Consider the following 25000-nt stretch of genomic DNA (forward strand, 5'->3'; position numbering starts at 1 on the left):
TCCTGCCTCGAGGCGGCGGAGAGCGGCGAGGGTGCGGGGAGCGACCCACCGAAGCACGGAGGCCCCGATGGTTGAACCGACCCCGACGCATCTGTCGCCTGAGCAACGGGAGCGCCTGAAGCGTCTCGCCGACGCGTCCCGGCTGCGTGCGGCGCTGTACCAGTCTCCGAACCCGCCGCCGCGCCGGCGTCGGACGCGGCAGTACCCCGGAGGCAAGCCGAACCCGCCGTGGCAGCCCGCGCGCTACCGCAAGCGCCGCCAGGGATGAACCGAACGACATGGTGCGCACCGCGCCGGTGAACGGCATCGCGTGCGCACGGAGGCGCGCCACGATGAACTTCATCCTGCGCACCGGTGCGCGCACCGACGATGACGTTCACTCCCAGGCCACCGCACCGGTGCGCATCACGGTGAAGCCCGGTTGTGCGCACCGCACCGCGATGCACACACCCACGGTGACGGTGCGCAGGGTTGGCGCGGTCGGTGCGCACCCCTTGTCGAGATGGGCCGCACCGGATGCGCACCCCTTGTCGAGTGGAGAATCAACCCTTGTCGGGCTCCGAATGTGCCGACGTTTTCCCTAGACCACGCTCGCTACCGCCCGCATCGTCCCCTTATGTGTGCGCGATGCTGTGCACCGAGGGGAGAACTCTCCCTCCCGCAGCCACTCTTGGGTCCTTCACGCTGGGTGACCCGGTACGCGGTGCGGTGCGCACCCCGCACCACGATGCGCACCGCCTGGCGGGAGTGCACGGCATCGTGCGCACCGGGTCGGGAGTGAACCGCACCCCGTGCGCACCGCAGACGGGGACGTGCGTTACATCGTGCACGACGTATGGCGCCGCGCGCCCAGTGCGCACCGCGTCGCGCATGGGCGGTGCGCGGCTGTGCGGGCTGGTCAAGGCCGGAAAACCAGCCGGGCAGAAGCGTTTTGCCGCCAACGATCAGTAATCGGGCCACCACGTGGAGTGGGGCGAGCTACACAGGTCGGCGGACGGTTGTGTCTGATGGGGGAGGGCTGGCCGGGTGTTACTGACGATCAACGTGGCGGTTCTGCTGGCGGTCATCATCGTCGTGCGGCTGCGTCGGCGTACGCAGGCCCGGAGCCGGTTCGACGAGAAGCTGACCGTCGTCATCGTTCTGGTCTTCGGCGTGCTGATCGCCCCCACGGCGTTCGGCCAGGGAATCCTGGATGTCGTCGTTCAGCTGGTAGAGGGCGCTTCCCAGTCGGGCCGCTGAACTCCCGCCGGGCGGTGTGGCATCGGCCACGGACGAACCGTCCGGTCAAGGGGTGGTCAAGGGTCGAAACGGACACCGTGAGCCGGAGTGACCAGGTCACGGACAAGGGGTGATCCCGCAGGGTAGCATCTGTCCCGCACGCGCTGGAGTGCGCGCGGGACGGACGAACAGCCGCCCGCCCCGGCCTTGATGCCGGAGAAACGCGAGGACACCGTGCCCACGCCGACCGCGCCCGGGCGACGACCGATGGACGGCGGTCGACCTACGGGACTGGGACCAGCCGCGCGAGTCGCACCCGCATCTGTGCGAGCACTGCCAGAGCCGGGCTGTCGCAGCCCAGCGCCAGGCCGAAGCCGACGAACGCGAGCGCCAGGAGCACGAGCACCTCCACCAGGAGGCGGAAGCCGAGCAGTCCGCGCGGAAGGCCGGCGGCTGGCTCGGGCGCTGGCGCACCTGACCCGGCCGCACTTGCTGGCCGGAGGCCGCCTTGCCCGCCGTCACCGCCGGACGGAAAGATCGGGCACAGACCCAGGGACGTCAACGAGGGGGAAGAACACAGTGAGCAACACGCTTCTGCATCCGGACGGTTGGCTCGTGCTGGGGCTGCCCTGGCCGGAGCAGACCCGAGACGGCTGGGGAGAGTGCGCGCTCGCCATCGCCCCGCAGACGATCCCCCGCAGCCTCGTCAGCAAGGAGGCCGGCACCGCCCTCGACCTCGCGGGCGCTCTCGCCCGCGACCCCGGCGACGGGCCGGGCAAGGCCGTCTTCTTCTCCGACGTCACCCTCTGGCTCGACAAGCAGGGCAAGGACTGGGGCGACCTCGGGATCGACTACGAGGCCGTCATCGACGAACTCGTGGGGGCCCCGGTCCCGCAGCTCTACATGACGCTCATGCAGAAGGCCCACGCCATCCTGTGCGACGCCAGCTGCGAAGGCCTGCGCCTGCACTACCGCAACGGCGACGTCGAACACGTCACCCCACAGGTCCGCGCCGACGTCCACGCCGCCATCACCACCAGCCTGGAGCGGGACTGGCCCGCCTACATCCAGGACCTCATCGACCGCGGAGCCATCCAGACCCAGTAGCCCCGCACGTACCGTCACGGGCCCGGCCTCCACTCAGGCCGGGCCCGTCGCCGTCTCCACGCTCTCGATGTCGGTGGCGGCTGGAAGGCTTGGTCGGATGAACGGCGATGAGCAGCTGCTGAACGGCCGCGTCTACGGCCACGACCACGACGACCCCAACCCTGGCCCGCTCGCGCACCGGACCTACGCCGAACTGGTGGGCGGACCGCTGGACGGCCTGCTGCTGGACATCCACGGGTGGCGGACCGTGGAAGTCGACGACGGGGTGGCCCTGTCCACCGAGCTCGGGCAGTTCCCCGGCGGCCGGTCGCTGTACGACCCGTACCCCGGCGAGGCGCGTACGCCGGGCCCGGGTGTGAGTTGCCGCTTCTACTACTCCGGCGACACGCCCTGACCATCGCCCCGACCACGGTGGCGAGCCCCCCGACCACAGCATCAGCGTGCTGGCGTACCGCGCCGACCGCCCGCGCGCCCGGCGCTCCTCGAGGAGGTCTTCGGGGAGGGTGCCTTCTTCGCGGGCGGGGCCGGCGCCTCGTGCGCGTCCGTGTCGAGCGTCTCGCCGCGCGCCGCTCGGGCCTTGCTGACGGACTCCTGCAGCGCGGCCATCAGGTCAACCAGCTGCCCCGGCCGGGATGTCGGCACCGGGGCCTCGGGCGGCTGGCGGTCTTCCTGCTTGGCCTCGATCACCGCGTGCAGTGCCTCGGTGTATCCGTCGGTGAACTCCGGGCCGGTGAGGTCTTCACGGGTCATGGCCTCGATCAGCGCCACGGCTTCGTCGATCTCGTCTTCGTCCAGCTGGACCGGCGGCGGGACCACGGCGGCGGGGTCACGGATTTCGTCCGGCCACAGAAGACCGTGCAAAGCGATCACGTCCCCGCGGACGCGCAGCAGACCGAGCCGCTCACGGCCGTGCCACGCGAACCGCGCGACCGCGACCCGCGAGGCGCGCTCCAGGGCGTGCCGCAAGACCAGGTAGGGCTTCATCGCGACGGCGCCCTGCGGCTGGAGGTGGTAGCCGGGGCCGATGCGCAGCGGGTCGACGGCGGCGGCCGGGATGAAGGCGATCAGCTCGATGGCGCGGGCCGTGGGCAGCGGCAGGGCCCGCAGCTCTTCGTCCGTGACAGGGATGACCCGGCCGTCCGGCAGTTCGTAGCCGCGCCCTATTTCTCCGAAGGTGACCTCACGGTCCTCCGCGTCACACCAGTAGCGGTTGCGTACCAGACCGTTGTCGGCGGTGTGGATCCTGCGGAAGCGGACACTGTGGTCTTCGGTCGCGCTCAGGACCGTGATCGGGACGCTGACGAGCCCGAACGAGATAGCGCCGTTGAAGATGCTCGCGGGCATGGCACACCTCCGCAGCCCCGAGCACTACCAGTGTAGGAGCCCCGTCCCGGCCCGGCACGGTCGCGGCCTGGCGCCCGCCGCGGGCCTACGTGTCGGCGTCCTGCTGTAGGTCCAGGAAGAACCGCAGCCGCACGCCGGGCTCGTCAGGCTCCCGGGTCGTACGGTCCGCCGGCGCGATGGCGCACTGCCCGGCGAGCAGCTCCTGGACTGCGAAGGCGGTCTCGTCATCGGCGGCCGCGACCTCCACCACGGCCAGGCCCGGCACGGCCACATGCGCGTCATTGATCTGCCTCATGCCTGGCACTACGCCCCGGCGCCCGCAAAGGTTCTCCGATCCCGCCGTCTTCACCCGACCGAGTAGGGTCCCGGCAACGGGCGCGGCCTGCACCGTCTGCGTGGCACGATCCGCTACCCGAAGACGGCGTAACCACGCCAAGAAGATCATCGGTAAGCCGTGTGCGGGAAAACCGCACGCACTGATTGAAAGGGGAATGGGGAAACGGGCCCGCGAGGGCACCGCGCCCCTGACTACCAATGGCGCTCACCGTCGCCGAAGACGTGGCGACGCGCCTGGACGCCGACACACTGGCCGCACCTACTGCCCCGAGGCCGTTATGACCTTGTGACGGCATCGGGGACCGGTTGGTAAGCGGGGTGGTAAGCACCCGGGTGAACAGTGACGGCAGACCCCAATCGATCCGTCCTGTGGAGCCGTTGATGCCTCACCCGCCCCGCCATCGCCGTTCTGCACCAGCAACCTCAGCCGAACTTCAGCTCCCCCTCATCTGGCAGTCCGCCTGCTGCATCCCGTCTGTGCCGGAGCCGGCGCGCCTGTTGAGGGGGGAGTACTGATGGGGCAGAGCGAATTCGACAAGCGAATGGAAGAGGCAGCCGACGCCCTCTCCGCCGGGATCGGCTGGTTCCTGACCGGCCGTGACCTCGACGGCATCCGCCGCACCGACGCGACGTTCCTGCGGCCCGGGCGCCGTGTCCTGCCGAAGGTCGAAGGCGCGGTGCATCGCAGCTCCTACCGTGCGGGCTGGCAGCGACTGGTCTTTCGGATCAGCGGCCTCAGCGTCACGGCTGGCACCGGCTACGCCTACTGGGAAGAGCCCCAGAGCACCCTCGCCTCACTTGAGTACGGCGGCGTGCTCGCCGCCGGGGCAGCATCGCTCGCCGGTATCGCCCACACGCTCCTCACGCGCGAGCAGCGCGAGTTGATGCGGGAGTGGGTAACCCCGCTGCACCACGCTCTCGCCGTGCCGCTCGGCATCCCAGAGCAGACCGATCCGCGCCGCTACCTCCACGTGCCGGTCAACTACACCGACGACGACGCGCGGATCCGTATTGATCTGCCGTTGCACCTGCGTTTCAGCCAGGATCTTGTGGCCGACGTGATCGCCAAGAAACTCGCTCTGGAGAACGTGTCGTTCACCTGGCATTACGCTGGCAAGGACCCGTACCTCGTCGTGAAGAAGGCGCACCGCCCGCCGAACGTACTGCGCTTGTCCGACCCTGGGGTGCGGGAGATGCTTGCCTCGATGCCAGAGTCAGCTCCGCTGATCGGGTGCGGGGCGGGCAACAGAAAGGTTTCCGTCGACCTGGACGACGATTCCCCGCACGTTCTTGTCTCGGCCGGCACCGGCGGCGGCAAGTCCACGATCTTGCGGACCATCACCTGCCAGTTCATCCGCAACGGCGCGCACGCCTTCGTGCTGGACTTCAAGCGCATCTCCCACGTGTGGGCCCGCGGTGTGCCGGGGATGACGTACTGCCGCGATATCGCCGACATCCACGACGCGCTGCTCGCCCTGGGCCAGGAAGGCCGGCGACGGATCCGTCTTGCCGAAGCGCTCGGCGACGACGTCCTCGCGGAAGAGCCGGAGAAGGTCGGCCCGCGCCTGGTCATCCTCCTGGAGGAGGTGAATGCGACCATGAAGCAGCTTGCCCGCTACTGGGACCGGATCCGCGAGAGCGGCGACCCGAAGACCTCCCCGGCGATCGATGCCCTCGCCGAGATCCTCTTCATGGGCCGTCAGGTCCGCCTTCACGTGCTCCTGGTCGCCCAGTCCGCCACCGCCCGGGCTCTCGGCGGACCGGAAATGCGTGAGCAGTTCGCCACCCGCATCCTGTCCCGCTACACCCTCAACGCCTGGCGCATGCTGGTACCCGAGGTGCACCCCGCGCCGAAACCCACCCGGCATACCGGCCGTGTCCAGGTCGTAATGGGGGGCGTCGCACACGAGACGCAAGTGCTGTATCTGACCGATGCAGAGGCCCGCGCGTGGGCGATGTCCGGCACGTCCTCCATCCAAGAGTCCGCCCGGGAAGCAGAGCCCGCAGGCGCCGTGGTGGACTTCACCAAGGCCATGCCGCAGGCAGCGGATCCCGACGTCGGCCCCGATTCCGGGCCTGCCAGCCCGGCTGGGGATCACGACGACGCGGAGCACGGCACGGAGGTGTTGGTGGGCCTGCGCCAGGCCCACCAACAGCACCTGCCAGACATCACACTTGCCACGCTGCGGTGGGCCCGCGCCAACGACCCGGACTTCCCGTCGGCTGCGGACCGTCGGGGCCCGGAGTTCGTCTACCGCGTCGGTGACCTCCTGCGATGGGCCCGCAACCGGCCCCGGGGGAGCGGGACTCCAGCAGAAGCGTGATTCGGGCCGTCCCGGCGCCCGCTACAAGATGAATTGCCCACCGATGTTTTCGGCTAGCCCGTCCGGAACAAGCCGAGAGCTATCAGGACATGACACTGTGACACCTGCTCATCACAGATACGGGAGGTATTACGGGTGGCCGCGCCAATGCAGCTGACTCGGACGCACCGCATTCTCAGCGGCGTGGTCGCGGCCGGCGCTGTGATCATCGCCGGCATCGGCTTCGCGGGGTCCTACGCCGCCGTCCGTGAGCTGGCCGTCGAGAAGGGCTTCGGGAACTTCTCCTACGTCTTCCCAATCGGCGTCGACGCGGGCATTTGCGTCCTGCTCGCCCTTGATCTGCTGCTGACCTGGATCCGCATGCCCTTCCCGCTGCTGCGGCAGACGGCGTGGCTGCTGACCGTCGCGACCGTGGTGTTCAACGCCGCAGCGGCCACCGACCCGCTGGGCCGGGCGATGCACGCTGTCATCCCGGTGCTGTTCGTCGTCACCGTCGAGGCCGCCCGCCATGCCGTCGGCCGGATCGCCGACATCACGGCCGACAAGCACATGGAAGGCGTGCGCATCACGCGCTGGCTGCTCTCCCCCCTGCCAACGTTCCTCCTCTGGCGCCGTATGAAGCTGTGGGAGCTGCGCTCTTACGAACAGGTCATCAAGCTGGAACAGGAACGCCTGGTCTACCAGGCCCGCCTCCGTTCCCGCTTCGGCCGTGCCTGGCGCCGCAAGGCCCCGGTGGAGTCCCTGATGCCGCTGCGCCTGGCCCGCTACGGCGTCCCCCTGGAAAAGACCGCTCCGGCCGGGCTCGCCGCTGCGGGGATCGAACAGCTCCCGCTTCTTCCCGTAGGCCCCGAGACCGACTCGGTAACGAGCGCCCGGCCGACCGAACCGGCTCCCGCAGCCGAGGCGCCGGAGCCGAGTGTAGGCACGGGCCAGCGTCAGAAGCTGGAACCGGGCGCCGCGCAGCCGGCCGTGGGGGACCTGGCCGTGCAGGCCGAGCAGCTCGCGGCCCTCGACGTCCGCCTCGCGTACGACTCCTTCGTCCACTACTACGGCGGCCACCCCGCCGAGGCCCGCCAGTTCGCGAAGTTCCTTGCCGCCGCGCATCAGGTGGGTGACCCCGTCACTGGTGCCCCGATCGACGAGGCGCTCCTCCTGCCGGTCCTTGCGGAGCTGCGCAAGCAGACCGAACTCCCCGGACAACAGCAGCAGGGGAGCGGTGGCGTCCCCGCTCCGAGCAACAGCCACGTCGCTCGCGGAGCCGGTCGCGAGAGCGGAACCGAGGCCCCCGTCATCCCGGGCGCTTCTCCGCACACCCCGGGGAACGAGCCCGTGTTGGAATCCCCGCAGGGGTGGAATGCTGCGCCGGGCACTGCGCAGATCCTGGAACTGGACGATTCCAACTCCGCGTTCCAACGGCGCCCCGTTGCCGAGACGGCCGGCACACCTGCCGACCGTACGGGGGGCAGCAACCGGGTCAGCGTCCAGATGCGTGTCCCCGCCCAGACCGGAGACCTGGACTCCACCGTCGCCTCCGAGTACGAACCGCCGGTGGAGGAAGATGAAGTCGACGAGCTCGATGACCGGGAGCTGGACGAGGCACCTGCCCCGGCGTCCGCGGATGGTCTCAAGGGGGTCGACTTGGTGGAGTGGCACTACCTGCGTCTGACCGAGGAGACGCGGAAGCTGTCGGCGAACAAGCTTGCTCCTCAGCTCGCCGAGCTGATGCCCGGTTACACGGTCGGTTCCGTGCGCAAGTACATAGGCGATCTCCGACGGGCCGCGAAGCAGTCCGAGTCGGTGTGAACTCCAGCCGTTCCAACCGGCCGCCGCGGAAGTTGGAATGCCCCGCCGGCGCCGGTTGGAACGGCTCTCCACCCGGCCTTCCCCAGGTCTCCCCGGGCTCGCCCGCTGCCGTCCCTGTCCCCTTCTCCTCGGGGACCGCGAGACGCTGGCCCGCTCCGGTCAGCGCCTCGACGCCAGCAGTCAGGCATACGGGCCGACGGCTGCCCCACCAGTTGGAAAAGACGCTGAGCTGGGATTTTCCAACTTTTCCAACAGGCAGGCGCCGTGCGCAAGGGCTCTGTCGAGACGCCGGGCGGGCCGTACCGAGGGTTGTGCAGCGGGTGCTTCGGGCTGCTGTGGAGTGCCGTTGTAGTGGTCCGGAGCAGCAGGTGCGGGACGGTGGAATGGACGGTCCCGGCGGGGCTGGAACGCCGCCGGACGTGAGGCGAGACCGTGTTGGAACTTTCCCATCGCAGCCGATTCCAACGGCGTCCAGACCGGCCGCCGTGGCCGGTGTGGACAGCAGGTCAACGTACGCCCCGTTCCCGGGGACGGCCCTGCCGGGTGCCGTGTCGGAAGCGTGGAATTTCGTGCGCACCCTGCTGGCGACGCCGTGATCCCTCCGGCGCCCGTGCCGGCACCGCCTACACGAACTCGTACATGAGCGACCTCGTCGCGCGCGCCAGACCGTACAGGCCGGCGCTGACCTGCGGTGGTGAGCACGCGGACGGGGTCACTTACCACGGCTGGGCCCACTTACCACGCCGCTTACCACGAGGCCGTCGCCCGCTTACCACGCCTGGCCGGGGCAGGAGTTATGGGCTCGTGACGGCTCGGGGCCGCTGGTGGCAAGCGAGGCGGTAAGGGCTCGGACGAAGAGTGACGGCACAGACCAACTCCCTCTCTCTGTACTTCGAGGAGCCGTCCATGACCGCCTCCCGTCTGCGCCGTGACCGGCGCCGTCCCACCAGCGGCGAACCCGCCGCCCCGAGCCCGGGCGCACGGCCGCTGCCCGTGCGCCGCACCGCCCTGGTGCGCGCGGCGGTCCTGGTCGCGCTGGCCACCGGTCCGCTCGGGCTGATCGCCAGCTGCGCCCGCCACGACCCGGCCGTGCCCGCCCAGAGCACGGCCAAGGTCCAGAGCGCCGACCAGACGAAGGCCTCGCCGGATCCGGCCGGCTACGCAGAGCTGGTCCTCGGCCTGTGGCTGCGCGCCGGTGAGGAGGACAGCGCGGCCGCGCAGGAACTGCACGCGCTGGCGCCGTCGCTCACGGCGCCGTCCTGGGGCGAGAGTGCGCCGGTCGTCGAGCGGCTGGCCGCGGTGCGCAGCGTCCGTCAGTCGGGCACCGGATGGTCGGTGACCGTCGCGGTCCAGTTCAAGGAGTCCACCACCGCGACGGACAGGAGCGCCGCGGCCGCGGCCGGCAGCGGCCTGCGGTACTTCGCGCTGCCCTTGGTCCTGAAGGACACGGGCACCGCGCCCGGCGCCGCGCAGGCCTTCGCGGTCGCCGCGGCCCCGATGGAGGTGACCGGCCCCACGGTGGCGGATGACATCGACGACCCGTACGGCACTCAGGTGCCGGACGCCTCGCCCCTGGCGACCACGGCGAAGGAGTTCCTCACCGCCTATTTGGGGGCGGAGGAGGGCGCCGAGCGCTACCTGGCCCCGGGCATAACGCTGCCCGCGCTCGCCTCGGCGTCCTTCACCGCTGTGCAGGTCGACGAGATCCGCGCTGTCCAGCGCGTGGACGGGACGGTCGGCGCGGACGGGACGAGCGTCCGCGTGCGGGTGCAGATCACCGCGAGCGATGCCGGCGGCGGGACGTGGCCGCTGTCGTACGCGCTGACCTTCACGGCGCGCGACGGCCGCTGGGAGGTCACCGCACTGCAGTCCGGCCTGGAGAGCGCCGCCGCCACGAAGAAGGGGAGCGGTACCCAGACCGGCACGGTGAAGCCGACCACGACGGACGTCGCCGGTGCCGGCAAGGCCGCCACGGTTCACGTCGCGCGGGTGAACACGGCCGCCTCGGCGGAGAGTTGGGGGACGGCGCGATGACCACCCTGCACTCGGTGATGCTGGCCGGCGAGTTCGAGGACATCGGCAATCACCTGTTCAGCCTGGGAACCGGCTGGGCGGACAAGGGGCTGAAACTCGGGCTGCTCGCGATCGTCGTCGTCACCGTCATCAGGAAGTTCTCGCTGAAGGCTGGCATCGGTGCGCTGATCGGACTGGTGATCTGCAACAGCATCTACAGCTCACGTACCGAGCTCTCCGACGCCTTCACGAGCGAGCTGCTGGACCTCGGCGCGGCCGTGCCGGCCCATGCGCCGCTGCAACCCGGCACCGGCACCGGCACCGGCACCGGCACCGGCACCGGCACCGGCACTGTGCCAACGAACCTGTCGCCGACAGGAGGTGAACGCGCGTGAGCACCGCCTCTGCTGCGTCGGTGCGCATCGGGCGCACCTACACCCGCGCCCGCCGTCATCCCTGGGTGATGGGAAAGATCGGCGACTGGACGTTGCCGCTGGGGCCCTACACCCCCGCCCAGCTGATCATCGCCGCGGGCGGCATCTTCCTGCTGATTAAGACGTTCTCGTGGTGGGCGCCGTCACTCGGCCCGGTACCCGTGGTTGTCCTCGGGGTCGCGGTGTGGGCGGCGCGCGCCTCACGGATCGGCGGCCGCTCCCCGCTGTGGGTGGCCTACGGCTGGACGCAGTACGTGCTGCAGCCCGCGTCCGGCCGCATCGGCGGGCGCACCGTGCGCGAGGGCCGTACCACCGTGTTGCACGGCAGCTTCCTCATCGAGGAGACCACCGCGCCTCCCGCCGCGGGCGCTGCCCCGTCCGGCCGGGGCAGCGTCATGCCCCGCACCCGCCCCACGCGCCGTGCACCGGCCGCGTCCTCGGCCGGGAAGGCGGCCGCACGCCGTCGCGGCCGTCGCCGTTCGGGCACGGCCCGCACCGCGCCGGCCGCCCGGCCGGTGCCCACGCCCCTGCAGCAGCTGCTGCGTGAGCGGCAGGGGGTGCGGCGGTGAAGCTGGCGATCCGTCACATCGTCGACAACGTCGTGTGGTCCACGTCCGGCCAGGTCTGGGCGATCTGGGCCGCTGCCCCGCAGGGCTCGCGCTACATGGGCGAGCGCACCCGCGAGGAGCTGCTGGGCCGGGTCACCTCGCTGGTGCGTTCCCTGCCCGGCGCGGCCCGCCTGTACGGGCTGTGCGCCCGGCTGGATCCGGGGGAGGTCGTCGCCCGCACCGTGGCCGGTGTCGACTACCAGCGGCATCCGCACTGGGCCGAGGTCGCCGACGCGCAGCTGCGGCTGCTGGCGGGCGAGGACCTCGATGCGCCGGTGGAGATGCACCGGCGCACCCTGTGGCTGGCCGTCCCGCTGGAGCTGGGCGGGGCGCGGGCCGAGCTGTCCGCGGCCTTCGCGTCCGCGTGGTCCGAGATCTCCTCGATGCTGGGCCTGCCGCCGGCACCGGTGCCCGCCCACGAGGTGGGGGAGTACCAGCAGCGTGCCCGCCAGCTGCTGACGGAATTCGGCGGCGGCCTCGAGCTGCGCCCGGCCCGCCCGGCGGAGATCGTGTGGATGCACCAGCACGCCGTCGCCCGCGGCCTGGACGAGCCGCTGCTCGCCGAGTCCGAGCGCTCCGGCCTGCGCGGCAGCCACCTCGTCTCTGGGGTCCTGCGGGCGCCCGCGCACGCGGACCTGGGCCAGGTGCGGCTGCTGGAAGGCGGCATCGACGAGGAGCCCGATGCCGCCCGCACGTCGGCTGGGACACCGGCCCGCGCCCGCGGCAGCCGGAAGAAGAGGACTGCGGCCGGTGGGGTGGGGCGCCGCTGGCTGCGGGTGGAATCCGAGGCGGGCAGCTCCTACCAGGCCCACCTTGCGCTGGCGGAGATGCCGCGCACGTTCTCCGCCGCGGGCGGCGACTTCCTCGCCCACCTGGACCGGATGCCGTTCGGCGTCGACTGGGTGGTCGACCTGCGGCTGGTGTCGACGGAGAAGGTCCTCGCGGAGGTCACCAAGAAGAAAAGGGACCTGGTCGACCAGGCCGAGCAGTACTCCGCGCAGCGCGCGACCGGGCTGCCCGAGGCCATGCACGATGCCGCCGAGGACCTCGGCGACCTGAGCGCGCGCGCCGCGCGCACCAGCGTCGAGGTCGAGGTCCAGTCGGTGACCGTCATGAGCGTCTGGGCGGACAGCGCCGCCGAGTGCGAAAAGCGGGCCGGCGCACTGCAGTCGCGGCTGCGCGGCGCGAACTACCGGCTGGTGCGGCCGGTCGGCGGCCATGAGGAGCTGTTCACGCTCACCCTGCCCGCCACCGCCGCCCCGCCGGGCACCCGCCAGTACACCCAGCATGAGCTCGGCGAGGACTGGGCCATGCACGGCGCGTTCGCCGGTCAGGGATTCGGCGACCCCGCCGGCGCGATGATCGGCTTCAGCCAGGACGTCGGCACCGTCACCCCCACCCTGCTGGACATCGCCAACGCCCCCCGCGCGAACGCGTCCGCGTCGTTCGGGATCGCCGGCGACCTGGGCGGCGGCAAGAGTGTCCTGCTCAAGCTGATCGCCAGCAGTGTCGTCGACCGCGGCGGCCGGGTGATCGCCATCGACCGCACCAAGCGCCGCGAGTGGGCCTCCTTCGCGCGCAGCGCGGCTGCCGGCCGCAGCCAGGTCGTCGACGCCGCGAAGGCGGAGCTGTCCATCGACCCCTTGAGGGTCTTCGCCGATCAGCCGGCCGTCGGCGCGCGGTATGCGCTCAGCTATCTGACGGTGCAACTCGGGGTGGGGCCGATGACCGAGTACGGGGCGCTGCTCAAGCGTGCGGTCAAGGAGGCCGCCGAGTCCTCGTATCCGTGCATGGCCCAGGTGATTGTCGCCCTGGAGGAGATGGCCGCGGGGGAGGGGCCCAGGGCCCAGCGCGCCGTCTCCTTGACCGAGTGGCTCCAGGTCGCCGCCGACGAGCCGCTCGCCGCTGCGGTGTTCGACCCCGAGCTGCCGGTCCTTGATCTCGCCTCCGGCATGTCCAGCGACTTCGTCGTCATCACCACCACCGGCCTCACGCTGCCGCCGCGGGAAGCGGTGACCGACCCCGAGCTGATGCGCAACCAGCCGCTGGAGGCCCTCATCGGCCGCGCCGTCCTCTACCTGGTCGCGGCGATCGCCCGTGAAGTCGCCTTCGCGGATGCCCGGTTCACGCTGATCCCGCTGGACGAGGCGTACTGGCTCACCTCCTCCTCCGAGGGCCAGGCCTTGGTCGACGAGATTGTTTACGACGGCCGCAAGCACGGTGCCGGCGTCGGCCTGGGCTGCCACGACGTCCGCGAACTCGGCACCAGCACCGGCCGCGGCCTGCTCGCCTACCGCTTCCTGTCCCGCACCGCCGACCCGGTCCTCGCCGCTCGCGGCCTGGAATGGCTCGGCCTGCCCGCCGACGACGAGGACCTCCTGCACGTGGTCACCACCGACCTGTCCCCGTTCGGCAAGACCGAACGCGCCGGCGAGATCCTCGGCCGCGATCCGCGCATGAACATCGGCCGCTTCAAGGTCCTCGTACCGAACGTCGACCGGATCCTGGAGGACATCTTCACCACCCCCGAAGACACCCCACCCGCCGACACCCCACCCGCCGACGAGGAACTCCTTCCCTACACGCCAGCCGCCGCCGTCGGCAGCCGGCGCGTGACGGGGAGGCGGCCATGAGCAGCTGGAGCATCTCCCACGGCACCAGTGAGGGCGGCCGGCTCCACTGCGCCTACGGTTCAACGGCCGTCCTCGCCCGGCACCTGGCGCACGTGCTGTCCGCTGCCGACTGGCGGTCGATCAAATGGGTGTTCGACCGCCCCCGGGGTGCCCCGTTCGCGGTGGCGGACACCGCCGCGAGCCGCATCGCCGATGTCCTCTACCGGGCCTGTGGCCACGAGCTCATGCCCGAGGTCTGGGCGGTCATGGCCTACGACCTCGCCGTGACGGCCGACCGCGCGGCGGGCTCACGCGAACCGTGGACCTGGACCTGAGCCAGCCGCCCACCCGAGGCCTCCCACACGCCCCATGAGAGGGGCGCACGAAATTCCACACCTTCGAGACGCAGCCGTGAAACCGGCCGCCCGCCGCCAGGTCGCCGCGTCCTGACCGACCCCGCGAACGCCCGGGGCGAACCATCCCCGGGGCCGCTCACCACGCCACTCACCAACAGCCGTGCGCCCACTTACCACGCCCTGTCGGGGCCGGAGTTATGGCCTTGTGACAGCCCAGGGCCGCTGGTGGCAAGCGGGGCGGTGAGCGCCTGGGCGAAGAGTGACGGCACAGCCCCAATCCCCCCTTTCTTTTGATCGCTGAGGAGCCGTTCATGCCCGCCTCCCTCCTGCACCGCCGCACCGGCCCTGGCGCCGCCGACGAGCCGGCACTCCACCACCCCCACCGCCACGGCCACGGCATGAGGCGCACCCCGGCCGCCACGCCTCCTCTGCCCACCAGGCCCGCCCGCTCACGGGAGGACGCGATGCGTGACACCTTCGCCCCCCACCGCGCGCGCCGCCTCGGCCCGGCACTCGTTGTGCTCCTGGCCGCGGCCGCCATCATGGCCATCACCCTGATGGCTCACGGCGTCCCCGACGCCTGGTGGCCCCAGACCGGGGACGCCTTCACCACCACGGCCACCTCCGCCGCCCGTACTGCCGGCACCGGATCGGCCAGTGACCCCTGCGACCTGATCGTCGGCCCCGCTCACGACTACTGCCAGCGCGGCGCCGACTCCACGGCCCCGTCAGCGGGTGGTGGCAGCACGAGCACCGGCGTGCTGCTCCTGATCCCGGCTCTGCTCGGCATCGGTGTCCTGCTGCGCCTCCGCTGGAGCCGGCCGTGACGCCCGCCGCCCGCCGCCGCTGGCAGGCGGCCGGGACGGTCACCGCCCTGACCGTGCTCCTGATCGCCATCAGCACCGCGCCCTCGTTCGCCGCGGACAACGGGAGCCCGTACGGGGATCTCCTCGACCCGCTGAACGTGGACACCCCCGAGGGCGTGCCGATCGACCACTACGAGCTGACCGCGGACGAGTCGGGACCGATCGACACCGTCCTGGAGTTCTGCCTGTCCGGAACGTTCGCCCTGTCCCGCACCCTGGTCGGCTTTTCCTGTTGGGTGGTCGACTGGGCCTACCGTTTCCCCGTCCTGGACAAGCTCTCCGCGCCCGCGCAGCAGATCAGCGACGCCTACCAGACCAACATCATCGGCCCGCTCGGCATCACCGGCGTGTTCCTGGCGTGGGCGTTCGTCTTCGGCCTGGTCCTGGCAATGCGCGGCCGCGTCGCCCGCGGCGTCGGCGAAATCATGCTCACCCTGCTGATCGCCGCGCTCGCCGCGACGACCATGGTCCGCCCCGACGCCCTGCTCGGCTACGACGGGCCGATCCGGCAGACCCAGCGCGCCGCCCTGGAAGCGGCGTCCATCACCGTCAACGGCGGCGACGGCAAGGACAAGGCCAACGACCCGTGCGACCTGATCACCGGACCCGCGCAGAGCGCCTGCCGCGAGTCCGTCGGTGACACTGCTACGGGTGAGGACAGCGCCGCGGCCAAGAAGAAGCGCGAAGCGGCCTGCGACATGGTCGCAGGACCTGCCCGCGACACCTGTCTGAGCGGCGAACGCCCGCTGGCCGCAGCCGACATCTCCCAGCCCATCACGCGCACGCTCACCGAGACCCTCGTCGTGCAGCCGTACATGCTCCTGGAGTACGGGCAGAACATCCCCAAGGACAGCCCGCTTTACAAGGTCCACAAGCAGCTCGTCGACCCGCCCGAGCTCGAGGAGGACCCCTGCGACCTCATCTACGGGCCGGCCAAGCAGTACTGCCAGCGGGACACCGGCGTCAGCGACGCCGAGAAGGCCTTCAAGAAGCTCGGCGACGACGGCAAACTCGCCGCCTCCTACATGAAGAAGGTGACCTGGGGGCGCTTCCTCGGCGCCGTGCTCGTGCTCATCGCCGTGCTCATCATCACCCTCGTCATCCTCTCCATGGTCCTGGCCCTGTTCGCCGCCCAGTTCGGCTGCGTGATCGCCGCGGTCTGCGGCATCGTCGTCTTCGCCTGGGCGCTGCTGCCCGGACCCAACCGCGCCGTGCTGTGGAAGTGGGTGGGCATCTTCGCCTCCGCGGTCGTGGTCCTGTTCGGCACCGCCGTGTTCATCCCGGCCTTCGGGGTCGCCGCCCGCGCCCTGCTCGCCAACAACCAAAGCCCGATGATGGAACGGCTGCTCACCCTCGACGGCCTGGCCATCACCGCCCTGGCCGGACACCGCATCATGCTCCGCAAGGGCAGCGGCCTGGGCCGTCGCATCGCCGACCGCATGCGCTACGCCCGCATCGGCGGCAGCCACACCATGGACCCCAACGCCGCCGCCACCGCGTCCGCCCTCTCCTCCCTCAACTACGGCAACAGCGGAGGCGGATACGGCGCCGCCCACCTGTCCTTCATGAACCGCAACGCCGGCCTGGCCGCCGGACTGCGCGCGCTCAGCGACGGCAACGGACTGGTCGGCCACCCCGGCGCCTTCCTCGCCGAGGCCAGCGCCGAAGGACGCCGCGCCCTCGCCCCGATCGGGCTGGGCCTGCGCGCCACCCACGCCGCCCTGATCGGCCCGAAGCGCCCCGCCTCCCAGCCCGTCCGACTGGGCCCGGACGGCCGGCCGCTGCCTCCCGGCACCACCGGCCGCACCGTCATCGACGGCCGCACCGGACGCATCATCAGCGGCGGCCAGCAGGACGACTACACGCCCATCGGCGCACGCCTCGAAGCCGGCCTGCGCCGCACCCGCGGTGGCCGGACCCTGGTCCGCACCGGGAAAGTCGCCTACCACTCCACCGTCGGCCTGCCCGCCACCTGGACCCGCATGCGCCGCGGCACCAGCCAGCTCACCGGCGAGCTCCACCAGGAACTCGGCCGCCAGCGCACCCACTACAGCCGCGTCGCCGACGCCTGGACGGCCGACACCCGCGACGGCGTACGCGACCTCACCACCCCCGTCCGCCGCACCTACGAAGCCGTCTCCGAGCCCATCGACCGCGCCACCCGGCTGCGCACCTGGGAGTCGACGCACCTCGACGACACCGGCCGGCCCCGCTACTACGGCGGCCCGCCCACCGCCGACGGCCACGTCCCCGACGACATCTGGCGCCAGCGCTTCCCCTGGGAGCCCGACCCGTCGGAGGGACATGCCTGGCCCGGCCGCAGGGGTGAGGGTGACAACCGGGCGGGAGATGCCGAGTGAAGCGGCGCAGACTCGGCTGCCTCACCACACTCTTGCTGGCCGTGCTCGCCACGCCGGTCATGCTCGTCGCGTTCGCCGCCGCCCGCGAGACGGACACCCCGAACCTCGAGACCGTCGGCAAGGTGTCCGGCATCCCCCAGCGGATGCTGGCCGCCTACCAGGCGGCGGCCGCCCGACTGCCCGCCGAGGCCCCGAAATGCACGGGCATGACCTGGGCGATCCTGGCCGGCATCGCCAAAATCGAGTCCAACCACGCGGCCGGCCGGACGATCGCCGACAACGGCGACATTACCCCGCACATCCTCGGCCCGCTTCTCGACGGATCCGGCGCCGGCGGCAACACCACCGCCTTCGAGGACACCGACAACGGCCGCTGGGACGACACCAGCAGCTCCGAACGCGCTGTTGGCCCCTTCCAGTTCCTCCCCTCCACCTGGCAGTCGACCGGACGCGACGGCAACGGCGACGGCGTCAAGGACCCGCACAACGCGGACGACGCCGCGCTCGGCGCCGCCGTCTACCTGTGCGGCAACGGCCGCAACCTCACCGACCGCAGCCAGCTGAAAGCGGCCATCCTGCAGTACAACCACTCGACCGCCTACGTCAGCGACGTCCTGTCCTGGATCGACCGCTACACCCAGCTCGGCGACGGCACCATCCGCCTCGGCCAGAACGCCACCGGCGATGCCCGCACCGTCATCAACGCCGCCCTCGCCGAGATCGGCACGCCCTACTCCTGGGGCGGCGGCAACGCCACCGGCCCCACCAAAGGCATCTGCTGTACCCCGCGCGGCATCTCCGGAGCGAACATCACCGGATACGACTGCTCCGGCCTCACCACCTACGCCTACGCCCAGGCCGGCATCAGCCTCCCGCGCACCGCCGCACAGCAGGCCGGCATCGGCAAGCGAATCCCCGCCAGCCGCGGTATCGGCGCTCTGGAGCCCGGCGACCTGGTCTTCTTCGCCGTCGACCCCAGCTCCAGCAGCACCATCTACCATGTCGGGATTTATCTGGGCGACTCGATGATGGTCAACGCCCCGAGGCCCGGAACGGAGGTACGGACCGAGGCCGTCTGGGATCAAGGTTTCGCGGGGGGTGCCCGGCTGCTGTGAACACCAACACCCGCACTCCGTACAGAAGAACAGCCCTCTGGCCGCTGCTCGGCGGCGCCCTTTGCGCTCTGCTCGGGCTCGTCCTACTCCAGCCCACCAGCCCCGGGGCAAGCTATTCGCCGAAGGCCAGCGCAGCCCCGGCCGCCGCCGCGCCCACGGCAGCGCCCACCGCCGTACGCACGGCGGATCCCACACCAAGCCGGACGCTGAGCGGCACGGTGAACGAGGCCGCGGCGACGCCACTTCCCTCGCCGCACCCCACCGCGAGCGCAGCGGCGTCGGCCGGCGTCATGCCGGTGGCCGGGGACGGCCCCGCCGGCGACTACGCCTTCCAGCAAGTCCTGGAACGCTCCTCGCCCGCCGACCTGCCGCACACCCAGGAAGTGAAGCTTGTTGCCCTTGCTTCCCGCATCTGGCTCGCCGACGTCACCGGGGCGGGCCGGGAGAACTGGCGGGGATACTTCGGCGAAGAGCCGCTGCGCTCCCCGTACCGCGACGTACGGATCCAAGCCGGCATCGCCCGCACCGTCGGCGACCGCTCCGATCGTGTCCGCGTCCGCCTGGTCTGGGCCGGCACCGATCCCGCAGGCGAAAAACAGGACGGACGACCCGCTGAGGTGATTCTCGTGCGCGAGGACACAACCTGGGAGCCAGTGCATTGAGACCGACACCGAGTTCTGGATTTGCATCGCCAACTCCTGCTTGGTTGCTGGCCTTTGAGTTCACTGTGGCGGGAGATGGCGTTCGAATTCCCGACCAAGTCTCCCGCTGTGCGGGAATGTGACCGGTTTGTGCCCGCAGTGTGGTCCTGAACAGCAAGAACAGACTGTGGCGTTGACGGTTCTTTGCGTAACGTATGTGACGACGGCAATCATCTGAGACCTGCGTGAGCGTCGCGGCGGCAGCACCCTGCACCACGTCACAGGTCGCACAAGGGTGAAGAAATGGAACGGGGAGGCGTAATGGCAGAAGCGGCACGACCGAAGCGCAACGCGCTGCGCACCCGAAATCGACTTATCGCCTTGGTGATTGCCGGCTGCGCGGCGCTCTCCTTGACTGCTTGCGGCGGCGATAAGGACGACGAGGCGAAGAGTCCCACCCTGCAGAACAGTTCCTCGGCGTCGACAAGTCCCAGTGCGGATCCCAAGGAAGCGGCATCTCGGGCGCTCCTGGCCGACTATCAGCGCTATTGGGACGAAACGGAACTGGCGTACGCGAAGTCTAGCCTGGACGGCACTGAGCTGGACAAGTACGCCGTCGGCACGGCTCTCGCTGCCACCAAGCAGGACCTGAAGGCGATGAAGAACGCTGGCCAGGTCGCCGAGGGCAAGGTCACGCTCTCTCCAAAGGTCCAAACAATGGACCTGACCGGCAAGATCCCCTCGGCCACCCTGCGCGACTGCGTAGACATCACCGGCTGGAAGTTGGTCGACGCCGACACCCACAAGGAGATCAAGCTTCCGAAGGAGCGGCTCACCCGGTACATCAGCATCGCGAAGGCCGAGAAGTGGGGGAATCGGTGGGTCATGTTGAGCACCACGCCGGAGAACACCTCATGCTGACGCGGGCTGTCGCACTCGGCGCCGCCACAGCCGCCGCCTTCGCCTGTATGACCACCGGCGCACAGGCTGCCGACGGGCCGGGGGATACCAACGTTGATGCAGGCAACTGCACAGCCGTGATGTTCTGTGTTGGCGTTGGTACGGACGGTTCCAGCGGCTCTCAAGGATCGTCGACTTCGACGACCGCCAGCAAGGGCGGTAAGGCCGCCAAGAAGGATCCGGACTCCCCGGTCTGCTCCGTGTCGAAGCTGACCCCTCCGCCGCCTGCTGGCAGTGCGCTTTGGGAGGGACACAGTCCTGACGACGGAGCCGTCTATACCCGTATTTGTATCGACTCCAGCGAGTTCATCGGCCTTACCGCCGAAACCACCGTCGAGACGTTCTGGGCCGCAGCACCTCCGCCCGCGGTTGATCCCGCGGTGCTGGCCCAGCGCGCCGTCGATTCCATGACGCTGTTGGGCCCGGACATTGCCAGTCCGCGTGCGGCCGGGAAGTACACGATCGGTGTCCCGGTGTGGATGTGGGTCAACGAGAGCCAGACCACGTACGGACCGAACACCGCCTCGGCCTCGGCCGACGGGGTGACGGTTACCGCTACCGCGAAGGTCAGCAAGATCGTGTGGAAGATGGGCGACGGCTCCACGGTCACGTGCAACGGCCCCGGCACCACCTACACATCGTCCAAGGGCATGGCCGAGTCGCCGACGTGCGGCCACGTCTACTCCAAGACATCGGCCGATGAGGGCGGCAAGTTCCAGCTGACCGCTACGTCGACGTGGTCGATCGACTGGCAGGTAGCCGGCGGCGGTGCGGGCGGGCAGCTGACCGAGATCCGCCAGAACCAGGTCCAGGTCGCAGTCGGTGAACTGCAGGCCGTGGGCAGCTGATCGCAGGGCATCAGTTCCAGAAGGAAGGCAAGCAACGTGACCAAGACGGCGGCTCAGGCCAGCGCAATGGGCCAGGTTCCCGCGCAGCCGACGCAGAGTCATCTGCCGGGCGCGGCGGTGGGATTCCAAGCGCGCCGCCGACGACCCGGCATGTACGCCCTGGCGGTCGCGTTGATCGCCGCGGGTGGCGGGGGCGGATTCCTCGCCTACCAGGCGACCGGGGAGCGGACGCCCGTCCTGGCGGTCGCCCACGAAGTGAACGCCGGTGACGTGATCAAGGACTCGGATCTGGTAGAGGCCTCGGTGTCGCTGGACCCGGCGCTCAAGCCGTTCCGCGCCGCCCAGCGCGATCAGGTGGTCGGGAAGCGGGCCGCGGTCGCCCTGGTACCCGGCGCGCTGCTGTCCCGCGGGCAGGTCACCACCCGCACGCTGGTCAAGCCGGGGGAGCAGCTGGTGGGCATCGGGCTGAAGGCGTCGCAAATGCCGGCCACCCGGCTGTCGCCCGGCGACCGCGTCTTGGTCGTGTCCGCACCGTCCGACGGAACCCAGACCGACACCGGCACGAGCGGCACCGAGTCGACGCCGAAGACGGTGTCCGCCCGCGTCGTTCGAGTGGGGGAGAAGCAGCAGACCACCAACGAGCAGGTGGTCGACGTCGCCGTGCCGGCCGAGGACGGCCCCAGGCTCGCCGCCCAGGCCGCGACCGGTGACGTGGCGCTCGTGGTGGACGCGCCGGGAGACGATTCCTGATGGCGGTCATCACGCTGGTCGGTCTGCCCGGCGCGCCGGGCGTGACCAGTACGGCGCTGGCCCTGCTGCGGACCTGGCCGCTGGAGGACGGGCGGCGCATGATCCTGGCCGAGTGCGATCCCGACGGCGGCGCCGTACTGTCCGGCGCGCTGCAGGGCCGGATGGAAGCGGACCGCGGCCTGCGTAACCTCGCCGTCTCCACCCGTACGCAGGAACTGGTCAACGCGTTCTGGACGCAGCTGATCGCCCTGGAGAACGACGACCGGCGCAACGAGCGCAACCGGCTGCTGCTGGCCGGGCTGACGGAGATGTCCCAGGCCTCGAGTCTCGCGCCGGTATGGACGCAGCTCGCCGATCTGTTCGCCGGCATTGAGCCCGGCGGCCACGACGTCCTGGTGGACCTCGGCCGCAGCGGTGCGTTCGGCCCGGCGAGCGTGCTGGCGCTGCGCGCCGATGTGGTGCTCGTGGTGATGCGCGGCACGGTGCGCGGCCTGCACAACGGCAAGTCCCGCATTGCCCAGCTGCGCGCACTGCTGGATGGCGAGAACGGACGCGGATCCGGCGGACTGGGCGTCCTCCTGATCCGGCAGGGCCCCTACGGGCCCCGTGAGGTCGAAGAGGAAACCGGCGTGCCCGTGATCGCCCAACTTCCCTACCGGCCTGCCGAGGCCGCGGTCCTGTCCGACGGAGAGCCGGAGGGACGCCAGTTCATGAACAGCAAGCTGATGAAGGCCGTCGGGGATGCCACGACTCCGATCCGTCAGCGCGTGGCCTCGCGCCGCGCCCGGCTGGCGTCCCCGCTGCACCAGCGGCTTCGGGGGGTGAGCGGCAGTGCGCGCTGACCCCGTATACCCGGGCCCGGCCCACACGGTCGCCCCCGGTCCCACCGGAGCAGGGGCACCGGATTCGCGGCGCGTCGTGGGGCAGGCCGGCTCTCCGGCGATGGTCGGCGCCCGTGCCGTGCCCCGCATGGAGATCGACACCCGGGCCGCCAACGAGATCAAGCGGCAGGTCAATGACCAACTGCTGGCCGAGGCGAAGACGAACGCGGCCCTGTCCGGGCCGGCCCGTGAGCAGCGCGGCCGCGCCCTGATCAACGAGAGGGTCGCGGTCTGGGGCGACGCCGCCCGCGTCCGCGGCACGGTCTCCGAGGTCCAGGAACAGCAGATGGCCGCCCTGGTCTTCGACATGCTGTTCCGGGCCGGACGTCTGCAGCGCTACCTCGACGACGACCGCGTCGAGGACATCTGGATCAACGGTCACGACCGGGTGTTCCTCAAGTACTCGGACGAGGGCGATCCGGTCGAGGTCGCCCCGGTGGCCGACTCCGAGGAGGAGCTCCAGGAGCTGGTGCGTGATCTGGTCCGCGCGAGCGGCCAGACCGGTCGTACGTTCTCCACCGCCAGTCCCGATGTGGCGGTGCGGCTGCCCGACGGGTCCCGTCTGCAGGCGCTCGGGCCGGAGATCACCGGCGAGCGCACCCATGTGACGATCCGCCGGCACCGCATCAAGGACGCCAACCTCGCCGACATGGTCCGTCTCGGCACGCTGGACCAGACGATCGCCGAGCTCCTGGCGGCCTGTGTCCGGGCCCGCCGCAACGTCATGGTCGTGGGCGAGCAGTCGTCGGGGAAGACGTCGATGCTGCGTGCGCTGCTCAAGGAGATCCCCCGGCATGAGCGATTCGCCACGGTGGAGACCGAGTTCGAGCTGTGGGCCCACCGCAACGGCTACCACACGCAGGTGGTGCCGATGGAGGCCCGCGAGTCCAACGGCGAGCGTGTCGACGGCCGTGCCGCCGGCGAGATCACCCTGCTGGACCTGATGTACCGGGCCAAGCGCATGTCGCTGACGCGGACCGTGGTCGGCGAGGTCCGCGGCCCGGAGGTCACCGCGATGATGCAGGCGCTGACCAGTGACCGGCCCGGCAGCATGTGCACGATGCACGCCTCCGAGCCGCATGTGGTCTTCGACCGCATCGCCGAGCTCTACCTGCTGGCCCGCGGCAACTTCAGCGAGCAGCTCGCCTACCGGCAGATCGCCAACGGCCTGCACTTCGTGGTGTTCATGTCGGTCGACGAGTCCGGGCCGGTCAAGCGCCGTATGGTCAGCCACATCTGGGAGATCACCGGCATCGGCGAGGGCGGCCGCCCCGCCTACAACGAGATCTACCGCCCGGCCTCGGAGTGGGATATGCGTGCCGTTCCGTACGCGCCGATGTCCCCCCACACTCAGCGCCGCCTGGAGCAGGCCGGCTTCCAGGCCGGCGCCCAGCCCCAGCCGGTCGCCTGGCAGGGGGCGAGCGCATGACGACCTCCCTGTGGTGGAGCCTGTGCGGCGCCCTGCTCACCGGCGGACTGATCGCGGCAGTCGTCGCCACCATCGGCACCACTGCCCCACCCGGCCAGGGCCGTACGGCCCGCTGGCGTGCGCAGTGGTCGGGCGGCCCCGATGCGGAACGCCGCATCGCCCGGCGCCGCCTGGTGGCCACGGCCGCAGCGGTCACCGTAGCCGTGATGTGGGTGGTGACCGGTGTGTTCACGGCCGCGGTGCTGCTGGGATTGTCGGTCATCGGCGTGCCGTGGCTGCTGGCCCCCACCGCCTCGGTGAAGCTGCGGATCGCCAAGCTGGAAGCGCTGGAGGCGTGGACGCAGCGCCTGTCCGAGATCCTGCGCCTCGGCTTCGGCCTGGAACAGGCACTGATCACCAGCCGCAAGAACCCGCCGGCCGCGATCGAGGACGAGGTCAGCGAGCTCGCCGACAAGCTGCAGGCCGGATGGCAGCCTTTGGAGGCCCTTCAGGACTTCGCCGACCGCCTCGACGATGTGACCGCCGACAAGGCGTGCGCCGCGCTGATGCTGTGTGCCGCCGACCCCGGCCCGGGCCTGGCGCAGGTCTTGGAGGACACCGCGACCTCCGTGCGTGCGGAAGTCTCCCAGCGCCGCAAGACCGAAGCCGAGCGGGCCAAGTCCCGTACGGCGGTGCGCTGGATGACCATGATCAGCCTCGGCCTGGTCCTGTCCGGCTTCCTGGTGCCTGACTACACCAAGCCCTACGGCACCCTGATCGGCCAGCTGGTCCTGGCCCTGCTGGCCGGTGCGTTCGCCGCCGTCCTGCTGTGGACCCGCCGACTGGGCAGCCACCAGCCGGTGCCCCGCTTCCTGATCAACGACCCGCGCAGCCGGGTCAAACTGACCGAGCCGGTCGAGGAGCTGATCGCATGAGTTTCCTGAGTCAACCTCTATGCCGCCTGGGGCGTGTCGGCGGGCGCGTTGATCTTGCTGTTGGCCTGGTGGATGGCGGGG

The 25000-nt window shown here is 70.7% G+C and carries 23 protein-coding genes; 21 read left to right on the top strand and 2 right to left on the bottom strand.

All coding sequences use genetic code 11. The annotated features are described in order from the left end of the window. Window positions 1–67: 67 nt before the first annotated feature. The 4 genes from H8R17_RS32300 to H8R17_RS32315 all read left to right on the top strand — a co-directional run bounded on the left by H8R17_RS32300 (window position 68) and on the right by H8R17_RS32315 (window position 2719). A complete protein-coding gene (locus tag H8R17_RS32300) occupies window positions 68–268 on the top strand; it encodes a hypothetical protein (protein WP_187826769.1) in 201 nt (66 codons plus the stop codon). A 758-nt stretch (window positions 269–1026) separates the two neighbouring features. Then, complete coding sequence (locus tag H8R17_RS32305) at window positions 1027–1239, top strand: hypothetical protein (RefSeq protein ID WP_187826770.1); 213 nt, start codon at window positions 1027–1029, stop codon at window positions 1237–1239. A gap of 558 nt (window positions 1240–1797) precedes the next feature. Continuing rightward, window positions 1798–2325: a hypothetical protein gene (locus tag H8R17_RS32310; RefSeq protein ID WP_187826771.1), complete on the top strand. Its 528-nt coding sequence runs from the start codon at window positions 1798–1800 to the stop codon at window positions 2323–2325. A gap of 97 nt (window positions 2326–2422) precedes the next feature. Beyond that, on the top strand, window positions 2423–2719 hold the full coding sequence (locus tag H8R17_RS32315; RefSeq protein ID WP_187826772.1) for a hypothetical protein: 297 nt from the start codon (window positions 2423–2425) through the stop codon (window positions 2717–2719). 41 nt (window positions 2720–2760) lie between these two features. On the opposite strand, the gene H8R17_RS32320 is transcribed toward H8R17_RS32315, so the two are convergent. Both H8R17_RS32320 and H8R17_RS32325 read right to left on the bottom strand, forming a co-directional pair. Further along, window positions 2761–3669, bottom strand: coding sequence for a Ku protein (locus tag H8R17_RS32320; RefSeq protein ID WP_187826773.1), 909 nt, complete (start codon window positions 3667–3669; stop codon window positions 2761–2763). A gap of 85 nt (window positions 3670–3754) precedes the next feature. Further along, on the bottom strand, window positions 3755–3964 hold the full coding sequence (locus tag H8R17_RS32325) for a DUF6207 family protein (protein WP_187826774.1): 210 nt from the start codon (window positions 3962–3964) through the stop codon (window positions 3755–3757). A 556-nt stretch (window positions 3965–4520) separates the two neighbouring features. On the opposite strand from H8R17_RS32325, the gene H8R17_RS32330 reads away from it, so the two are divergent. The 17 genes from H8R17_RS32330 to H8R17_RS32410 all read left to right on the top strand — a co-directional run bounded on the left by H8R17_RS32330 (window position 4521) and on the right by H8R17_RS32410 (window position 24919). Next, a complete protein-coding gene (locus H8R17_RS32330; RefSeq protein WP_187826775.1) occupies window positions 4521–6329 on the top strand; it encodes a helicase HerA domain-containing protein in 1809 nt (602 codons plus the stop codon). Between the two features lie 147 nt (window positions 6330–6476). Next, window positions 6477–8132 (top strand): DUF2637 domain-containing protein, encoded by a 1656-nt coding sequence (locus tag H8R17_RS47600; RefSeq protein WP_262505660.1) that lies wholly within the window; start codon window positions 6477–6479, stop codon window positions 8130–8132. A 906-nt stretch (window positions 8133–9038) separates the two neighbouring features. After that, on the top strand, window positions 9039–10166 hold the full coding sequence (locus H8R17_RS32340) for a conjugal transfer protein (RefSeq protein ID WP_187826776.1): 1128 nt from the start codon (window positions 9039–9041) through the stop codon (window positions 10164–10166). Continuing rightward, entirely contained in the window at window positions 10163–10540 is a 378-nt protein-coding gene (locus tag H8R17_RS32345; RefSeq protein WP_187826777.1) for a hypothetical protein, read from the top strand. The genes H8R17_RS32340 and H8R17_RS32345 overlap by 4 nt, the downstream gene beginning before the upstream one ends. Continuing rightward, window positions 10537–11148: a hypothetical protein gene (locus H8R17_RS32350; protein WP_187826778.1), complete on the top strand. Its 612-nt coding sequence runs from the start codon at window positions 10537–10539 to the stop codon at window positions 11146–11148. Before H8R17_RS32345 ends, H8R17_RS32350 begins: the two co-directional genes overlap by 4 nt. Beyond that, a complete protein-coding gene (locus H8R17_RS32355; RefSeq protein WP_187826779.1) occupies window positions 11145–13820 on the top strand; it encodes an ATP-binding protein in 2676 nt (891 codons plus the stop codon). Before H8R17_RS32350 ends, H8R17_RS32355 begins: the two co-directional genes overlap by 4 nt. Continuing rightward, window positions 13817–14134: a hypothetical protein gene (locus tag H8R17_RS32360; protein WP_187826780.1), complete on the top strand. Its 318-nt coding sequence runs from the start codon at window positions 13817–13819 to the stop codon at window positions 14132–14134. Before H8R17_RS32355 ends, H8R17_RS32360 begins: the two co-directional genes overlap by 4 nt. Before the next feature lie 332 nt (window positions 14135–14466). Next, entirely contained in the window at window positions 14467–14982 is a 516-nt protein-coding gene (locus H8R17_RS32365; RefSeq protein ID WP_187826781.1) for a hypothetical protein, read from the top strand. Beyond that, complete coding sequence (locus tag H8R17_RS32370) at window positions 14979–17381, top strand: YIP1 family protein (protein WP_187826782.1); 2403 nt, start codon at window positions 14979–14981, stop codon at window positions 17379–17381. The genes H8R17_RS32365 and H8R17_RS32370 overlap by 4 nt, the downstream gene beginning before the upstream one ends. Then, a complete protein-coding gene (locus H8R17_RS32375) occupies window positions 17378–18496 on the top strand; it encodes a bifunctional lytic transglycosylase/C40 family peptidase (RefSeq protein ID WP_316959588.1) in 1119 nt (372 codons plus the stop codon). The genes H8R17_RS32370 and H8R17_RS32375 overlap by 4 nt, the downstream gene beginning before the upstream one ends. Beyond that, window positions 18493–19158, top strand: a complete 666-nt coding sequence (locus tag H8R17_RS32380; protein ID WP_187826783.1) for a hypothetical protein — start codon at window positions 18493–18495, stop codon at window positions 19156–19158. The genes H8R17_RS32375 and H8R17_RS32380 overlap by 4 nt, the downstream gene beginning before the upstream one ends. 300 nt (window positions 19159–19458) lie before the next feature. Continuing rightward, window positions 19459–20058, top strand: a complete 600-nt coding sequence (locus H8R17_RS32385; protein ID WP_187826784.1) for a hypothetical protein — start codon at window positions 19459–19461, stop codon at window positions 20056–20058. Next, window positions 20052–20945 carry an ATP/GTP-binding protein gene (locus tag H8R17_RS47605; protein WP_262505661.1) on the top strand — a complete coding sequence of 298 codons (894 nt, stop codon included), beginning with the start codon at window positions 20052–20054 and terminating at the stop codon, window positions 20943–20945. The genes H8R17_RS32385 and H8R17_RS47605 overlap by 7 nt, the downstream gene beginning before the upstream one ends. 36 nt (window positions 20946–20981) lie before the next feature. Beyond that, window positions 20982–21695, top strand: a complete 714-nt coding sequence (locus tag H8R17_RS32395; protein WP_316959589.1) for an SAF domain-containing protein — start codon at window positions 20982–20984, stop codon at window positions 21693–21695. Next, window positions 21695–22537, top strand: a complete 843-nt coding sequence (locus tag H8R17_RS32400; protein ID WP_187826785.1) for a hypothetical protein — start codon at window positions 21695–21697, stop codon at window positions 22535–22537. Before H8R17_RS32395 ends, H8R17_RS32400 begins: the two co-directional genes overlap by 1 nt. A gap of 127 nt (window positions 22538–22664) precedes the next feature. Then, window positions 22665–24005, top strand: a complete 1341-nt coding sequence (locus tag H8R17_RS32405) for a CpaF family protein (RefSeq protein WP_262505662.1) — start codon at window positions 22665–22667, stop codon at window positions 24003–24005. Then, window positions 24002–24919, top strand: coding sequence for a type II secretion system F family protein (locus tag H8R17_RS32410; RefSeq protein ID WP_187826786.1), 918 nt, complete (start codon window positions 24002–24004; stop codon window positions 24917–24919). Before H8R17_RS32405 ends, H8R17_RS32410 begins: the two co-directional genes overlap by 4 nt. Window positions 24920–25000 lie beyond the last annotated feature (81 nt).

It is taken from the genome of Streptomyces sp. TRM68367 (genome assembly GCF_014495685.1).
Lineage (GTDB): Bacteria > Actinomycetota > Actinomycetes > Streptomycetales > Streptomycetaceae > Streptomyces.

Bases quoted from the DNA above. Each gene is read 5' to 3' on its own strand.
- H8R17_RS32300 (WP_187826769.1), top strand. From the start codon at position 68: ATGGTTGAACCGACCCCGACGCATCTGTCGCCTGAGCAACGGGAGCGC.
- H8R17_RS32315 (WP_187826772.1), top strand. From the start codon at position 2,423: ATGAACGGCGATGAGCAGCTGCTGAACGGCCGCGTCTACGGCCACGAC.
- H8R17_RS32320 (WP_187826773.1), bottom strand. From the start codon at position 3,669: ATGCCCGCGAGCATCTTCAACGGCGCTATCTCGTTCGGGCTCGTCAGC.
- H8R17_RS32325 (WP_187826774.1), bottom strand. From the start codon at position 3,964: ATGAGGCAGATCAATGACGCGCATGTGGCCGTGCCGGGCCTGGCCGTG.
- H8R17_RS32330 (WP_187826775.1), top strand. From the start codon at position 4,521: ATGGGGCAGAGCGAATTCGACAAGCGAATGGAAGAGGCAGCCGACGCC.
- H8R17_RS47600 (WP_262505660.1), top strand. From the start codon at position 6,477: ATGCAGCTGACTCGGACGCACCGCATTCTCAGCGGCGTGGTCGCGGCC.
- H8R17_RS32340 (WP_187826776.1), top strand. From the start codon at position 9,039: ATGACCGCCTCCCGTCTGCGCCGTGACCGGCGCCGTCCCACCAGCGGC.
- H8R17_RS32345 (WP_187826777.1), top strand. From the start codon at position 10,163: ATGACCACCCTGCACTCGGTGATGCTGGCCGGCGAGTTCGAGGACATC.
- H8R17_RS32360 (WP_187826780.1), top strand. From the start codon at position 13,817: ATGAGCAGCTGGAGCATCTCCCACGGCACCAGTGAGGGCGGCCGGCTC.
- H8R17_RS32365 (WP_187826781.1), top strand. From the start codon at position 14,467: ATGCCCGCCTCCCTCCTGCACCGCCGCACCGGCCCTGGCGCCGCCGAC.
- H8R17_RS32385 (WP_187826784.1), top strand. From the start codon at position 19,459: ATGGCAGAAGCGGCACGACCGAAGCGCAACGCGCTGCGCACCCGAAAT.
- H8R17_RS47605 (WP_262505661.1), top strand. From the start codon at position 20,052: ATGCTGACGCGGGCTGTCGCACTCGGCGCCGCCACAGCCGCCGCCTTC.
- H8R17_RS32400 (WP_187826785.1), top strand. From the start codon at position 21,695: ATGGCGGTCATCACGCTGGTCGGTCTGCCCGGCGCGCCGGGCGTGACC.
- H8R17_RS32405 (WP_262505662.1), top strand. From the start codon at position 22,665: ATGGAGATCGACACCCGGGCCGCCAACGAGATCAAGCGGCAGGTCAAT.
- H8R17_RS32410 (WP_187826786.1), top strand. From the start codon at position 24,002: ATGACGACCTCCCTGTGGTGGAGCCTGTGCGGCGCCCTGCTCACCGGC.